The following is a 15,059-nucleotide window of genomic DNA, read 5'->3' on the forward strand; positions in this document are numbered from 1 at the left end:
CCCCGCAGCAAAACTACCGGCCGATGTTACATAGAAGAATGATTTTAGAAAACAGGAAATAAAATCAGCCCTCAAACTGTAAATGTTTGTCCTAGAATTGGATTGGTTGAAAGATCATCCTTTTGGAATGGCAAAGTATGGTAAATTCCTACGATCTGTTCGTTGTCGTTTGAGGGAGATCAATAATAATGCGACGGTCAATCATGTCGGAGGATTTTGGATCATGTCTAGCAGGTGAAATGGGATGCTGGAAATTTTCCGTGTGTGCCTCGTTTTCATTGCAAAAAGGTACTTTGATTCGATTCGACTTGGGATCAACTGGTCAACCTTATGAGTGGCAGATCCCACAAACAAATTCTACAAAAGAAAATTCTATCTTTGGGTTGTTGAATGGCACAACAGTCGTAAAGGCCAAGTTAGCCGCTCAAGGGAAAGGCTCATGTGGTGTATTCGAGTTTATTCTCCCTAAAAATCTATCTACAGGTCAGCAATTTCAAATCGTGATGGGGGGATCTCCTGATAATTTGAATTCAAGATCAGGAACAAATAGAGCGCAGACGTTCACCCAAAGAAGGAGGATGTTTTTACTATCCATAGAACATGCGCAAAGTGGATTGAAAGAACAAGAAAAAATTGCAATAGACGTATTGGGAAATACTCTAGAAACGATAAGAGTATTGGCACCATCGTGTGTAGGCAAAGGAAAAAGATTTGATATTATAGTCCGTTTCGAAGATCAGTTTGGAAATCCTACAAGCAACGCACCGCCAGAGACGTTGATTTCACTTTCATATGAAAACCTAAGAGACAACTTACAATGGCGTCTTTTTGTTCATGAAACTGGGTTCGTTACACTACCGAATCTCTATCTAAACGAAGTAGGGGTCTATCGTATACGATTGAAAAATGAGTTGAATGGTAGCTCATTTGTGAGCCCTCCGATACGATGTTTTCATGAAGAATACCCTCTTTTTTGGGGGCAGCTTCGAGGTGAACCTCCTCAAACACGCACAATAGATGCTCCAGAGATGCACCTGAGACAGTTCAGGGATGAAGTTGGATTAAATTTTGTAGCAATATCTTCTTCGACATCTCTAAATGAAGCTACCAATGCGAGTTGTAATAAAGCGCTCATCCAAGCAATTGAGGATTTTAATGAGGAAGATCGTTTTGTTACTTTCTTTTGCGCCAGAAACAGTGGGAAACCCAAAGATGTAGGCTGTCGTAATTTTATTTCTATGAGTGAGGTGATTTTACAACAAAAAGATTGCGATTTAAAAAACTATTCCGACCTTAAGAAACTTTATAAGTCGACAGTTCATGGAGAGGCGATTTCTGTGCCTTTTCTAACTATGGGAGAGAAAACTTGTTATGACTTTAAAGAAACTGCAAGTGATTTCGAGTGCTTGGCCGAGATTTACTGTAGTCAAGGAAGCTCAGAATGTAGTGAAGACAATTTATTTCCGATTAATTGCAAGACATCTAAGCAGGATATGTCTTGTGGGTCGATTAGGGAAGCGTTGAATCAAAATTTGAGATTCGGGTTTTGTGCTGGAGGTACAGACAGAAAGGCAAGTGACGCAGATCAACCTCCATACTCTCCTGGATTCACTGTCGTATTGAGCTCCGAATTCAATAGGAAATCTATTTTCGATGCTTTGTTAAGAAGAAGTTGTTTTGCCACAACAGGTGTGCGCATTTTGCTTGGATTTTTTCTTGCAAAAGTTGGGATGGGACAAGAGTTATCTACAATCGAGAAGCCTGGTTTAGCATTGAACCGGCATATAACTGGGTTTGTATCCGGTCTAGCACCACTCAAATCAGTTCAAATTATTAGAAATGGAAAACTTTTTCATGAGTTCACACTTTCTCCTGGGCAGATGGATTTAGATTTTTCAATTGATGACCAAGAGAATTTGGAGTCAATTTGTCTAAAGCGTCAAGGTCATTCTTTTTCTTACTACTATTTGAGAGTAGTGCAAGAAGACAAACATGCAGCGTGGTCTTCTCCGATTTGGGTAGATCTTGTTTCTATTGCGCAGGAAGGAAAGCAGGACGATGTAGTTGGGGTAAATTCGAAGAAGGGAGCATCAAAAAAGAAAAGTCTTCCCAAATAGGTAAAAGAGTAAGGGAGATTTTACTATGACTCTCAGACGTCTAATTGCCAGATTGAAACGGATTTTCTTTTCGAGCAAAATTTCTGAGTCTCCTCCGGAAAATTTGAGAGATATGCTCTTGCGCACAAACATAAGCGAGAAGATTGTGCTTCATGTCATTTCAGCTGTCCAAGATCAAGGAAAATACGTAAATTGGCAAGAAATTATCAGAAATGAATTGATGAACCTTTGCCAAATAGAATCGCCTCAATTTTTACATAAGTTTCCTCAGGTAATTTTTCTTTTAGGAGAAAATGGACATGGGAAGACTACGTCTTGTGCCAAAATAGCCAATTACTTTCTTCAAAAAGGCAAAAAGGTTTCTCTTATTTCTAGTGATACATTTCGTGCAGCAGCTGGTGAACAGCTGAAGTTTTTGGCAAATTCAATAGGTGTCCCTTGTTTAAATGGTGATCAAAAATCTGATCCTGCTTCAGTTGTATTTCGTGGAATTGAACTTGGATTGAGAAAAAATAATGATGTGATAGTTGTAGATACGTCTGGTCGTCTATCGAATAATCAAAATTTAATGATGGAATTAAAGAAATCTATTTCAGTAGCTAAAAAATTTCTGCCTGAAGAAAGGGTCATTCCGCTTCTTGTCATTGACAATTCTTTGGGTCATTATGCAGTTACACAAGTAAGAAAATTTTCGCAATGTCTGGATCTTAAAGGTTATTTTTTCACACGAACCGAAACACCTTCGGGGGCTCTATTTTCTGTACTCAGAGAATCTCCTTTGCCTGTTGCTTTTTTAGGTGCAGGACAGCAAATCAGTGATATCTCTCTCTTTCACCCAAGTAATTTTATTGATATGTTTATGGAAACTCTCACAAGATCGCATTAAATTTCGTTATGCTGACAAATACATTTCTTGAAAAATTAGACAAACCTGGTCAATGAAGAGAATGAATGAATTTAGAAGGTCCTGAGGAGGATTTCAATGGAATTTTTGGTAAAAGCGGCTTTATTTATTCTCGTCTTGAGTCCTGTTCTTTTGTTTTTTTGTTGGGGATGCAAAAAACGAGGAGGATGCTGTTCCATGTGGGGAAAGGACAAGGATGGCTCCGGGGATAGTTGTTGTCCTTGTGGACCAAAAAAGAAATGTCAAGGAAAGAGCGACGAATCTAAGGATGGTAGTTGAACGAGGAAAATTCTTGTTCGAAAAAATTTGATAAAAGGAGCGTGGCAGTAGATCCGGGAATGGCCAGGTGTGGATTGGCTATCTCAGATCCCTCCGCCTCCTTTTCTCTTCCTTTACAGACGATTATTCTTAAGAAAAAGGATCCGTCTAGTGCTGCAATTCAAATTTTACAAACGTTAAAAGAAAGACTTATCGAAGTGATAGTAGTTGGGATCCCCCTTCTTCTTTCAGGCAGAGATAGTCGTATGACGGCTTGGGCTAGGGAACTATATCAACACTTATCTGAACTGTTAATCAAGACTTCAACTAAAGTGGTTGCTTGGGATGAAAGGTTGTCGTCACGTCATGCCGATGTTCTTCTTAATGAGAGTAAAACCAAGAAGAAACATAGAAAAGAAGCACAAGATTCACTGGCTGCTGCAATTATATTGCAAAGCTATCTAGATACAGTGCGCAACCAAAAGGAAAACTTTCCTGAAGGAGCCTAAAGAATGACAAGACACAATAAAGTTTTGATCCTATTCGGTTCTACGGGAAGTTTGGCTCGTGATAAAATTTTTCCGTCTCTCTATCAGCTAGAGAAGCTTGGAATTCTTCCTGATGATTTTCTTTGCGTATGTGTTGGAAGGCAAGACATAGCTACTGGTCGAGAACTTTTAACACGATCTTCAATGGAATCAAACGTTGACTCAACAATTTGGAATGCTCTTGCCTCTAAGCTTCGCTATTGCAAACTTCAGATTGATGATCTTTCAACATACAGACCTCTTAGACAAATTTTGCAAGATTTGGGAGAGAGAGTAGAATTATTTTTTTTTCTGGCAGTTTCAACGAAATTCTTCTTCGACATTGTAAATTGCTTGGTTGGCTCCCATTCTTGGATTCCAGGGCGTTCATATTTATTTTTGGAAAAACCTTTTGGTCATGATTTTGAATCTTCCATGAATCTTCAACAAAAATTGGAAGATTTGGTTGGGTCAGATTGTATTCATTTAGTTGATCATTACCTTTGTAAGCCGGGAGTTGGTTCTTTATTGGAATTTCGATCTCTTCCTCATATTGCACAGTTGTGGAATAAGGATATGATCAGATCTATTCATGTCATAGCTACGGAATCGATCGGAATCAATCAACGTGCAAATTTCTTCAATCAACAAGGTCAGGTAAAGGATATGATCCAAAGCCACCTGCTTCAGGTTTTGGCTCTAGGTGGTATTTCCATATCTGAAAAGCGATCTGTGAAAGAGAGAAAACGGGACTTTTTGTCCTCGCTGCGTTTTTCGAACAGATTCCCTGTTCATGTTGGGCAATACAGTGATGGAGAGATAGGTGGAGTGCCTGTTTGTAGTTATGTTCGGGAAGAAGGCGTGACGAACGATTCTAAGACCGAAACATTTGCTGCTATGAGATTCATAAGTGTGTTGCCTGAGTGGGAAGGTGTGGAATTCGAGCTTTTCACTGGAAAACGGCTCAAGAACAAACAAACGGAAATATTTGTTCTTTTTCGATCTGGAGAGAGAATGATTATTCAAAGCGAGCCAAACATAAAGGTATTAGGTTGTCCAAAGGAAGTTGAGACTAGGTGCAGAGATCTGGAAAAAAATTGGCAAAGGAACCTTTTTGGATACGAAGCGATTTTAAAAGCTTGCTTATTCAAAGAAGGTCATGCTTTTTTATCTGGTGCCGAGGCGGCTTTGGGCTGGAAAAGTCTTGAAAGATACCTTCTTCATACGGAACAGCATCAAGTCCAGTTGTATCGAGCTGGTTCTTGGGGGCCTGCTGAAGCCTTGAAAACATATAAAAATATTTACGATCGTCTTCAGGAGCAATAAAACGATGGAGGGGGCTTCTTTTATTGTACCAGGATCACTTGAAGAGACTATTGATTGGACCGCACAATCTTTTTACGATTACGTTGAAAGCACAATACAAAAAAAGGGAATATGTAGAGTTGCTGTATCTGGCGGCACTACTCCCCTGCCTCTTTTTCGTACATTTTCTCGATCGGCCAATTTAGAAATTTGGAGTTCTGTAGAGTGGTTTTGGAACGATGAAAGATACGTCCCAATCGAAGATGAAGAGAGCAATTTCGGTAATGCATTTTCAGTGATGAATACTCTTGAAGGGTGTCAATTTTTTCCTATGGTTTCTAATTCATCTTTACATCCTGAAGAGTTAGCGGACACGTATTCGAATACAATTGAGGATAAACTTCCTTTTGATCTCTCAATTCTTGGAATCGGAGAAGATGGCCATTTCGCATCTTTCTTTCCAAATCACCCAGTATTTTTGTCCGAGAAAAAGTTGTTGGAAGAAGGATCTGAAATGCCACTTGTTGAAGCATTGAAAGTTGAGGAAAAGGGGTGGAGAATCTCGCTTTCTATTCAATCAATCTTGACTTCATCTCAAGTGTGGGTTCTTGTTACTGGTCTATCTAAAAAATCAATTATGAATAGCCTATTACAAAAGCGAGACGATTCTTTGCCTGCCAATCTTTTAATCGGCAAAAAGAATGTTCTGTTTATCCTGGATAATAACTCCTCCTCTGAACTGGAATTAGAGAATGTTAGTAGGGATTGAAACAACGTGTGATGAAACGGCCATATCATTATTAGAACCACCTCTAAAGGTAATTGACCATCAGATTTATTCTCAGCTTGAAGTTCATAAGAAAAAGAAAGGGGTTATTCCTGAGGTAGCAGCTAGGTTGCATCTAGAACAGTTGTTGCCTATATTTCACCAAAGCATCCAAGTTGCTGGATTGAAGCTTGATGACATTGATGCTGTAGCAGTTGCTAGAGGACCAGGTTTAATTGGCTCTCTTCTTGTAGGAATGAGCTTTGCTAAGACATTAGCCTTGACTCTTGAAAAGCCTCTTGTTTGTGTAAATCATGTGGAGGCGCATCTTTATGCCTCGTTGATGAGTTGCGGAAAGACTAATATAGAAAAAGGTATTGGAGTTGTTTTATCTGGTGGGCACACGTTTTTTTGCTTGATTCACTCAATTGGAGAGTACACTTATCTCGGAGAAACAGTGGATGATGCAATGGGAGAAGCATTTGATAAGGTTGCTATTATGCTTGGGTTATCGTACCCAGGTGGTGCGCTCGTCGAACAATTGGCTCTTAAAGGAGATGAAAATCGTTTCCCTTTCAGAGGTGGACAGGTTGACCCTTACAATGTATCTTTCAGTGGATTGAAGACTGCAGTTCTCTACAAAATCAGAGAACTAGAAAGGAATGCTCCACTTTCTGATCAAGACAGATTCGATCTAGCTGCCTCTTTTCAACGTTCAGCGTGTAATCTTATTCGTATTACTCTTCTTAAAATTTGCGCAACCTACTCCATGGGATCTTTAGTTCTTGGTGGTGGTGTGACTGCAAATACATACTTGAGGCGTCTTTTACTTGGTGAGCTTGGGTGTAAATTAGATATTTATTTCCCACATCCGGAACTTTCTACAGACAATGCTATCATGATAGCTGGGTTGGGTGCTTCACAATTAAAGAGAAATGGTCCCTCTTCTCCAGATTCTCGGTCGGATCCAATTCTTCGGCTGACTGGTTGAAATTTTGCCCTTATACGGGCTAAACTGATCATCTCTGGGATAATCGTATGTGAATTGGGGGGCTATATGGCTCGAGAGCTTGTTAAATTGAAAAGCACTGCAAGTGATGAAATGCGGTGGACTACAAAGAAAAAAGGGGCACCGAAGCTCCGAATTAAAAAATTCGACTCTAAAGTTCGGCGTCGTGTTGATTTTGTTGAATCAAAATAGATAGATGGTTCCTTTTTCGATTAGGTTCTCTTTTTCTCTCTTTTTTAGAAGGACTTCTTTTCTTGTTGTATTGAGTTTGACAGCCTCTTTTTTCTTGAACATTTTTGTGGGTTCTATCGCTGGTGCATTAGAAAGAAGGTGGTTCTGTTCGATAAGTTTAGCGGTTCCGCCGATCTGCTTCGGTCATCATGTGCAACAAAATTGTGACGTCTTGCCAATCTCTATTTTTAGTGACATACCTTTTCCACCAGTTCCTATTTCTAGAGAGCCTGTTGTTTGTGATGTTGGTAAACTTTCTAGAGAGGCCATTGCAATTAATGTTAGTCCTAATTTGGATCAATTGAAAGATGGTGAATTGCTCGTCCCAAGAAGTTGGAGTGGACTAAAAGTTGGGGACCTGGTTGTTCTATCTTCATTGAAAGATGAGAGTGTTGTAGAGAGAAAAATAACGGGTGTATTTTATGATATTCCTGGGTTAACAAATGATATGGTCCTTACAAAGTGGGAATCAAAGCCTACCTGTTGGGCTTTTTTTGTTCCTCCACAACAGATTCGCTTTATTGCTTCCATTTTGAAAAAAAACATTCCTAATAATTGGTATTTTTCAACCCTCGAAGATCACCCGATCTATGGAGGTTGGCTTCAAGAGATTCTTCATGATCATTTCTTGATTTCGTGCTTAAAAATGGCACTCCTTTATGTAGGAGTTGCTAATACATGTTTTGCAGCTGTCCTACTACTTTCTCAATCTTGCAGTGAAATTGCTCTTATTCAAATGATGGGGGGAGATTGTTGTAGTCTTCTATTCAGTTTTCTTTTTTGGATAGGCGAATGTTTTTTTATTTCATTTCCGTTGGCTATTGTGCTGGGTTTTCTTTCTATTGAGTGGTGGTTGAAACGATCTTTTTTCGCAAAAAAATGTGTTTCACAATTGGCATTGCTAAAAGAAGTGAACTCATTGGGTTTTTTGAATGACATTCAACTAGAAATTCCATCCGTGTACCAAATGATTTTTTTTGTATCCATTGTTAGTCTTGTTGTTTCCATGTTAGTTATTTTCTTTTCTAGAAAGGGACCAGAAAGAATTTTAAGGGATGGAAGATGATATTCTTAGAAGCTTATAACCTTTCTTATTCATATCAAGGTAAAAAAATTTTAAAGGATGTTTTCTTTTCTTGTTCGTCTGGTGAACGTGTTTCTATCATAGGATCATCTGGTGCAGGAAAGAGCTGCTTTCTTAGCTTGCTTTGTGGGTTAATCAAACCTTCTTCAGGGCAAGTTATCTGTCGAGGAAGTGAGATTGTCAAGCTTAGAGACAGATCTATTATTGGATATATTCCTCAAGAAGACATTTTCTTAGGGTTCGATTCGGCTCTTTATAATGCTCTTCTCTCTCTTGAATTGAAGAAGAGATCAGAAAGTGCAAAATATGAGGGGTTTGTTAGGGAAATGCTTGCATTTCTAGAAATTTCGCCTGATGCTAGGCCGTACGAGCTTTCTGGTGGTGAAAAGAGGCGTTTGTCAATTATTCGTGCTTTAGCAACACGTCCGATAATTTTGGTTGCAGACGAATGGGCAGCAGGGTTAGATCCCTCAAACCAAGCCAAAGTGTGCTCTTTGTTTGAGGAATGTTCGAGTGTTATTTTTGTTTCGCATGATCCAAAAAATATTTGGCGTTGCCATAGGACATATCAGATGGAGCAAGGGCACCTTTTGCCTATATAAAATTTACCATTGTTTAACTATTCCATTGGCCTTCTTTTTGCTCTGGTGGATATTTCTGTTGGCCTCCCCTACTCTTTATGTATTTGAAGGAGTAGCCATGACCATGGGATATCAAGTCACGGTTGGGCAGCGGTTGTTTTTTAAGCAGAGTCGACAAATTGAAAAAGCAATTCAGGATACATTTCAGGAGATCCATGATTGTTGTAACCCTTGGAACCCCTGTTCTGAGTTGTCACGTTTCAATCAGAAGGGTATTGGGTCTGTTACTCTTTCACCTATGCTCACTGAATTATTTGTGATAATTGATCGATGTGTCGAAGAAACTGATGGTAAATTTGACCCTACAATTGGAGTCGCCTGGTCAAAGTGGTATTCTGCATTGATGTGTGGTAAATACCTTTCAGAAGAAGAGATTGAACCTCTTCGTAGACATACAGGATGGAAGTCTCAATTTGAATTGCGAGGTAGTGAATTAATCAAGAAAAGTCCACAAACTCAGGTTGATGTATGTGGTGTCGCAAAGGGCTTTTGTGTTGATGTTATTGCGCATAGATTGAAGGGATTAGGCGTGAAACATGCACTTATTGAGTGGGGTGGTGAGGTTTACGCGTTTGGCAATCATCCAGAAAATAGAAACTGGAAAGTTGCTTTGAGGGATCAAGGTCATGCAGGCAACAAGATAGATTTTGGAATCGTTCAACTTTGTGAAGGGGGAATTGCAAGCAGTGGTATATCCCAACGACGTTGGTTGATAGATAAGGGAGAATCTGAAATGACATACTATCATTTTTTAGACCCAATTAGCCTCGAGCCTCGATCTGAAGATGACTGTCTTCTTCTTTTTTGTTCTATTGAAGCCACCTCCTGTGCTTTGGCCGATGCATATGCCACGACTTGCATGCTATTCTCTTCTCTAGACGAGTTGAAAAGTTGGGTTCAGCAGAACGGTTCTATTCGTAGGTTTTTTGCTCTGTCACGCAAAGGAGAGTCTCTCTCACTTACTAAATGTCTAGATCAAACAAACAGCAATTTTCTGAATGCTGGTAAACTGGACCACTAATTTGGAGCTTTTTCTGTGCCTAAGTGCGACATTCGATCAATTTTGCTTTTAGGACCGCCTGGGTCTGGCAAGGGAACTTTGGGGCTTGCTTTAAGTAGAGTTATGAGCATCCCTCATATTTCTACTGGTGATCTGGTTCGTGCGGCTCCCGCCTCTTCTCCACTCGGACAAGCACGTGTACGTCTATCTGATTTCGGTTCCTTTATTTCAGACGAAATGATTTTTGCTACTATCCGCGACTATATCCAGGGGCTATTATTTACTTTTCAGTTGGAGCATGGTGGTTGGGTTATCTTGGACGGAATTCCTAGGACATCTGAACAGGTTGATCTCATATCATCTCTCATAGAAGTTTCAGTGACTCTACAACTTTACACTTCTTCTAAAGAAGTACTCTTTGAAAGGATTACTAAAAGAGCAAAGCTTCATGGCAGGGCTGATGATATTGATCCCGAGATTATTAGGAAAAGGATCGCTATTTACGAAAACAATGTCGATGCAATTGCAAGTAAACTTGACTCGTCTCGAATTTTCAAAATAGATGCCACACGTTCGATTCTTCATGTCGTTTCGGATAGCCTATCTGTTTTAGCTCCGTTTTTGGGCTCGTAAAGATGAAATCATTAGTAAAAAACCAAAAAGCTTTTTTTAATTACATGATTGAAGAGTCCATGGATGCTGGTATTGTCCTAACAGGAACGGAAATTAAGTCTTTACGTAATGGAGGTGGCAATTTACAGGACTCGTATGCGGTTGTTCGAAATAGTGAAGTTTGGCTTTGTCAAGCATCAATTGCACCTTATACAATGGGTAACATTTACAATCACAATCCTAAGAGAGATAGGAAGCTTTTGTTAAAAAAAAAAGAGATTCGTCAATGCAAGCTTTCTCTTGAAAGAAAAGGATTAACGCTTGTTCCGTTGGAAATCTACCTCGTTAAAGGTTTCGCAAAAGTTCGTCTTGCTCTTGGAAAAGGAAAGAGCAATCTAGATAAACGTGAAACTATTCGAAAGCGTGAAGATGAGCGCGCAATGCAAAGGATCGTACACCAGCGTAACCGTTGATATTGTACGAGATAGCAGGAGAATTTAGATGAAACTTATTGTTGCCAAAGAAGATCTCTTGAAAGCCATTTCTTCGATTCAGAACATTATTTCCCTTAAGCCGACATTACCTCTTTTGCATAATTTTTTAATTGAAGCAAAGGATCAATTAGTTCTCACTGCTACAGATTTGACGGTGGGATTGAGACGAGTTCTTCCTGCTCAGATTTCAGAGCAGGGAGGGACGACGCTTCCTGCGAAAAAATTTTTCCAGTTAATTCGTGAGATTTCATCTCCTCATCTTGAGTTAATTACTAATAAATCCAACATTACAGAAATTTCTACTGACAGGGCTAATTTCAAGCTTCACGGAATGCCTAAAGAGGAGTACCCCCCTCTTCCCATATTTGAAGATTCTGTCGATTTTGAGTTGCCGCAAGGGTTACTACGAGAACTTTTTTTTAGAACCTCTTTTGCTGTTGCTAAAGATGTTTCCAGGCCTGTTCTCACCGGTTTATTGCTTCAGATACACGAGCAATCTTTGATTGTTGTTGGGACTGATGGGAAGCGTTTAGCCAAAATAGAGACTACTCATCCAACTCTTCCTAATGAGGAAAGGAAATGGATTCTCCCTATCAAGTGTGTAGAAGAAATCAATCGCCTTTTGAAAGACAATGACGAATTGGCTCGCATTCAATTAATGCAGGATAAAATTGCCGTTGAAACGGACTCTGCACGGATAGTTTCTAGGCTTTTAAGTGGTGAATATCCTCATTTTGCTAGTGTGATTCCGTCTCAAGAATCAATTAGAGTCCTTTTGGAAAAAGAGGAATTTATTTCTATTCTTCGTCAAATTTCACTATTTATCTCGGAAACTCATCTATCTGTGCTCTTTTCTTTCTCTTCTGGTCAATTGACTCTTTTTGCTGCTCATTCAGAGATTGGAGAGGGACAGATTTCAATGCCTGTGCATTACGATGGACCGCTTTTCGAAATCTCATTTAATCCATCTTACGTAATAGATGCACTTCGTCATTGTCATGATGAACACATTTGGCTTTCTTTGAATGATCCGTATACACCGGGTGTAATTAAAGATTCATCGAATGTTATTTATGTTTTCATGCCTATGAGACATCATGGTAGATGATTTTTCAATTGACTATTGGTACATATTATTGAATCGATGTTCGGAGGAAACATGGGAAAGGTCGTCTTTAAAACATCTAATGTCGAAGTTGAAGTGGAAGACAATACAAACCTACAAAAGGTATGTTCTCAACATGGCGTGCTGTTTGGTTGTCGATCTGGTGGATGTGGAACTTGCATCGTTCAGATCATTTCTGGTCAAGAAAACCTTAATCCACCTACTGAAGCAGAATTAGACTTTTTTTGTGACGAAGTAGGAGGAGAACGTCTTGCGTGTCAGATAACCCTTCTCCATGGAGAGGTAACTATCCTTTAGAGGACACCTGAGTAATGTAGCGGAGCATCCCAATACGTTGGTCGCATTAGCTCCTTAGAAATTTCATACAAAAAAGGAGATGGCTCACAAGCCATTTTGGTAGATCCTCTTTTTCGGCTATTTGCCATGCTGAGACAGACGTAATTCATAGCACGAGTCAATGCAACATAAAAAAGACGTCGTTCTTCTTCCAAACGCCCCTCATTCACACCCTTGACGTGTGGCACTATTTTGTCTTCCAGTCCGACTAGAAAGCACACTGGAAACTCCAAACCTTTACTTGCATGAAATGTTGAAAGGGTTACCACATCTCCTCTAGAGCGAGTGAGGTGTTTATTGGAGTCATCTAGAACAATTTTAGTAATAAAATCTAAACACGTTTGGATGCGACTTTTGCCTTCTTGTTCATGTCGAGCACTGAATTTGACAGATGTCTGGATGAAATTTTTAATAAGCTCCTCTTTTCTTAAACAGGCAGCTTCACTTTTAATGGATTCCTTTACGTATTTTATATAATTAATTTTATTTACTAGCCAATTGAGAACGGTGTTAAGAGGCTCATGGATGATTTTTTCACTTCCCTCATCAATCAAATGTGTAAAACTCAAAATGCTCGATTTCTCATCTTCTGAAAGAGATTCCCAGACACCTGAAGAATGCCCTTCACGAAATAGATCGTTTAAATCGTCCAGACCTTCTTTTCTCTGAATTGAAGTAAATGAGTCCAAAGTATCTTCTGAAATTCCTCTCGATGGTTTGTTAATAACACGCAGTAAAGAACATTGATCTTTTCGATTTAGAAAAAGAGATAAGTAAGCACAAAGATCATACTCTTCTGTTGCTTCATAAGATTGATCACCACCGAAGACTTGAAAAGGAATACCTCTCCTACATTGTGTTCCAAGAACAGTATCGTACGTTTCCCATACTGCCCTTGACAGGGAATTTTCAAAGCTTTTGGCCAAGGCGTTCGAACGAAAAAGAATCGCAAAGTCTCTCCAATGCAAAGACCACGCCTCACGCATAGCAACAATACGACGGACAACAGAGTCAGCTTCCTCTTCTCCAGATGGAGCATGAAAAACTTCCAATGGTTGACCTGGTCCTTGCATCGAATGCAATTGCTTGCCGTGTCTCTGATCATTGCATGCAATAACTGAATTAGCGGCCTTTAAGATCGGTTCTTTGGACCTATAGTTTTGTTCTAACTTTATGATTCGATCGGCAGGGAAGTTAAGAATATTTTTTACTGAAGCCCCCCTCCACTCATAGATTGCTTGATCATCATCACCAACTATACAGATGTGTGCATCACGATCTCCCAAGGACAGTACTAACTTGTTTTGTAAATAGTTTGTATCCTGAAACTCATCAATCAAGATATGGTCGAACCGTCGCTGCTCACGCTGAAGGCAGTTCGCATGATCCCTCCAAAGAAGAAGCGTTAACTCAATGAGCCCGTTGAAATCTGTCACATTATAAACACGCATCGAAATATGCATTCTAGAGAAGAGAGTCTGAGCTTGCTCAGACACACCAACAAGTTGCCATTTCTCTACATCTATATGACCGAGCTCACGAGCTTGAATCACCTCATACGCAAATGAAGATGAAGCCTCTTGTGTTAGGCCTTCATCTTCACCTAGCTCTATGGAAAGCCTTCTAAGCAGTTGAAAGGTATTGTACTCAGTAGAAACTGAGAAATCATTTGTATAACCTAAATGGTGAATGTCTTGTCTCAAAACAGAAAGGCAATAACTATGATAGGTAGAAATGAAGACGCCAGATTGCCTCTGTGAAGAACCTATCATTACGTTCAAACGCTGTCTCATTTGGTCAGCTGTTTTACTAGTAAATGTAACAGCCAAAATGCGCGAAGGGTCAACACCAGATGAAATAAGGCTCGCTATGCGAGCCATGAGGACTCTAGTTTTCCCTGAGCCTGCGCCCGCAAGAACTAGCAACTTGCGATCCAAAGCAGATACAGCCTGAGCCTGCTCATTGTTCAACTCAGAAATCAACTCAAGCTCCTAATTGGGTCGAATTTCAGAAAACCCGAGCCAAGGTATAAGAACTTCTGGAAGACGAATTGAGCCATCTTCTTGCTGCCCATTTTCCAGTAAAGCAAGAAGAATGCGAGGAACTGCCAAAGCTGTTCCGTTAAGAGTATGAGCATATTCTTTCGTGCCCTTGATACGTATATTCAATCGTCTTGATTGAAAGTCAGTACAGTTTGATGCACTTGAAATTTCTCCGTAACTTCCTTTTTCTCCTCGAAATGGCATCCAAGCTTCCAAGTCAATTTTTCTATAAGCTGGTGCCCCTAAGTCACCTACTGCAATATCACAAACTCTATATGGGAGCCCTAAAGCTTGCAAAATATCTTCCTGATAAGAAACAAGCTCCTCTAGCATGGACGAGCTCTCTTCTGGAGTAGTAACTGCAAACATCTCAAGCTTTGTGAACTGTTTTAATCTATAAAGACCTCTAGATACACGCCCATATGAACCTGCCTCCGTACGAAAGCAGTGAGAAAGAGAAAGGAAACGTTTTGGTAGACTGTCTCTCTCAAAAACAGATTCACTCAAGAATCCAGCAACTGTCATCTCTGAAGTTCCAATTAGACAAAGATCTCCACCTTCAATTCTATATATCTGTGAAGATTCCCCTTTCGGATTGAATCCCAAT

At 39.8% G+C, this 15,059-nt stretch carries 17 protein-coding genes; 15 read left to right on the forward strand and 2 right to left on the reverse strand.

Features of this window, described 5'->3' with window-relative positions:
* The first annotated feature begins 188 nt into the window (after nucleotides 1–188).
* The 15 genes from GCCT14_RS01760 to GCCT14_RS01830 all read left to right on the forward strand — a co-directional run bounded on the left by GCCT14_RS01760 (nucleotide 189) and on the right by GCCT14_RS01830 (nucleotide 12,371).
* Complete coding sequence (locus GCCT14_RS01760) at nucleotides 189–2,117, forward strand: DUF3604 domain-containing protein (protein WP_108623969.1); 1,929 nt, start codon at nucleotides 189–191, stop codon at nucleotides 2,115–2,117.
* 25 nt (nucleotides 2,118–2,142) lie between these two features.
* Nucleotides 2,143–3,003, forward strand: a complete 861-nt coding sequence (locus GCCT14_RS01765) for a P-loop NTPase family protein (protein ID WP_108623970.1) — start codon at nucleotides 2,143–2,145, stop codon at nucleotides 3,001–3,003.
* A gap of 96 nt (nucleotides 3,004–3,099) precedes the next feature.
* Entirely contained in the window at nucleotides 3,100–3,300 is a 201-nt protein-coding gene (locus GCCT14_RS01770; protein WP_108623971.1) for a hypothetical protein, read from the forward strand.
* Entirely contained in the window at nucleotides 3,297–3,788 is a 492-nt protein-coding gene (gene ruvX, locus GCCT14_RS01775) for a Holliday junction resolvase RuvX (RefSeq protein ID WP_157952471.1), read from the forward strand. Before GCCT14_RS01770 ends, ruvX begins: the two co-directional genes overlap by 4 nt.
* 3 nt (nucleotides 3,789–3,791) lie before the next feature.
* Nucleotides 3,792–5,132, forward strand: coding sequence for a glucose-6-phosphate dehydrogenase (NADP(+)) (locus GCCT14_RS01780; protein ID WP_108623973.1), 1,341 nt, complete (start codon nucleotides 3,792–3,794; stop codon nucleotides 5,130–5,132).
* A gap of 4 nt (nucleotides 5,133–5,136) precedes the next feature.
* Entirely contained in the window at nucleotides 5,137–5,880 is a 744-nt protein-coding gene (gene pgl, locus GCCT14_RS01785; protein WP_108623974.1) for a 6-phosphogluconolactonase, read from the forward strand.
* Complete coding sequence (gene tsaD, locus GCCT14_RS01790; RefSeq protein ID WP_108623975.1) at nucleotides 5,864–6,868, forward strand: tRNA (adenosine(37)-N6)-threonylcarbamoyltransferase complex transferase subunit TsaD; 1,005 nt, start codon at nucleotides 5,864–5,866, stop codon at nucleotides 6,866–6,868. Before pgl ends, tsaD begins: the two co-directional genes overlap by 17 nt.
* A gap of 66 nt (nucleotides 6,869–6,934) precedes the next feature.
* Complete coding sequence (rpmG, locus tag GCCT14_RS05605) at nucleotides 6,935–7,078, forward strand: 50S ribosomal protein L33 (protein ID WP_108623976.1); 144 nt, start codon at nucleotides 6,935–6,937, stop codon at nucleotides 7,076–7,078.
* A 4-nt stretch (nucleotides 7,079–7,082) separates the two neighbouring features.
* Nucleotides 7,083–8,183, forward strand: a complete 1,101-nt coding sequence (locus GCCT14_RS01800; protein ID WP_108623977.1) for a hypothetical protein — start codon at nucleotides 7,083–7,085, stop codon at nucleotides 8,181–8,183.
* Entirely contained in the window at nucleotides 8,180–8,803 is a 624-nt protein-coding gene (locus GCCT14_RS01805; protein ID WP_108623978.1) for an ATP-binding cassette domain-containing protein, read from the forward strand. The genes GCCT14_RS01800 and GCCT14_RS01805 overlap by 4 nt, the downstream gene beginning before the upstream one ends.
* 58 nt (nucleotides 8,804–8,861) lie before the next feature.
* The gene (locus GCCT14_RS01810) at nucleotides 8,862–9,863 is read left to right on the forward strand and encodes an FAD:protein FMN transferase (protein WP_157952472.1); all 1,002 of its coding nucleotides are present in this window, start codon (nucleotides 8,862–8,864) and stop codon (nucleotides 9,861–9,863) included.
* A 15-nt stretch (nucleotides 9,864–9,878) separates the two neighbouring features.
* Nucleotides 9,879–10,475 carry an adenylate kinase family protein gene (locus tag GCCT14_RS01815; protein WP_108623980.1) on the forward strand — a complete coding sequence of 199 codons (597 nt, stop codon included), beginning with the start codon at nucleotides 9,879–9,881 and terminating at the stop codon, nucleotides 10,473–10,475.
* A gap of 2 nt (nucleotides 10,476–10,477) precedes the next feature.
* Nucleotides 10,478–10,927: an SsrA-binding protein SmpB gene (gene smpB, locus GCCT14_RS01820; protein ID WP_108623981.1), complete on the forward strand. Its 450-nt coding sequence runs from the start codon at nucleotides 10,478–10,480 to the stop codon at nucleotides 10,925–10,927.
* Between the two features lie 28 nt (nucleotides 10,928–10,955).
* On the forward strand, nucleotides 10,956–12,056 hold the full coding sequence (dnaN, locus tag GCCT14_RS01825; protein ID WP_108623982.1) for a DNA polymerase III subunit beta: 1,101 nt from the start codon (nucleotides 10,956–10,958) through the stop codon (nucleotides 12,054–12,056).
* A 51-nt stretch (nucleotides 12,057–12,107) separates the two neighbouring features.
* Nucleotides 12,108–12,371 carry a 2Fe-2S iron-sulfur cluster-binding protein gene (locus GCCT14_RS01830; protein ID WP_157952473.1) on the forward strand — a complete coding sequence of 88 codons (264 nt, stop codon included), beginning with the start codon at nucleotides 12,108–12,110 and terminating at the stop codon, nucleotides 12,369–12,371.
* On the opposite strand, the gene GCCT14_RS01835 is transcribed toward GCCT14_RS01830, so the two are convergent.
* Nucleotides 12,368–14,392 carry an ATP-dependent helicase gene (locus tag GCCT14_RS01835; protein ID WP_108623984.1) on the reverse strand — a complete coding sequence of 675 codons (2,025 nt, stop codon included), beginning with the start codon at nucleotides 14,390–14,392 and terminating at the stop codon, nucleotides 12,368–12,370. The two genes, GCCT14_RS01830 and GCCT14_RS01835, sit on opposite strands and share 4 nt — an antisense overlap.
* Before the next feature lie 9 nt (nucleotides 14,393–14,401).
* Nucleotides 14,402–15,059 (reverse strand): aminoacyl--tRNA ligase-related protein (locus GCCT14_RS01840; protein ID WP_108623985.1); only part of this gene is annotated, 658 nt, incomplete at its 5' end.

This window comes from Candidatus Similichlamydia epinepheli (genome assembly GCF_003056015.1).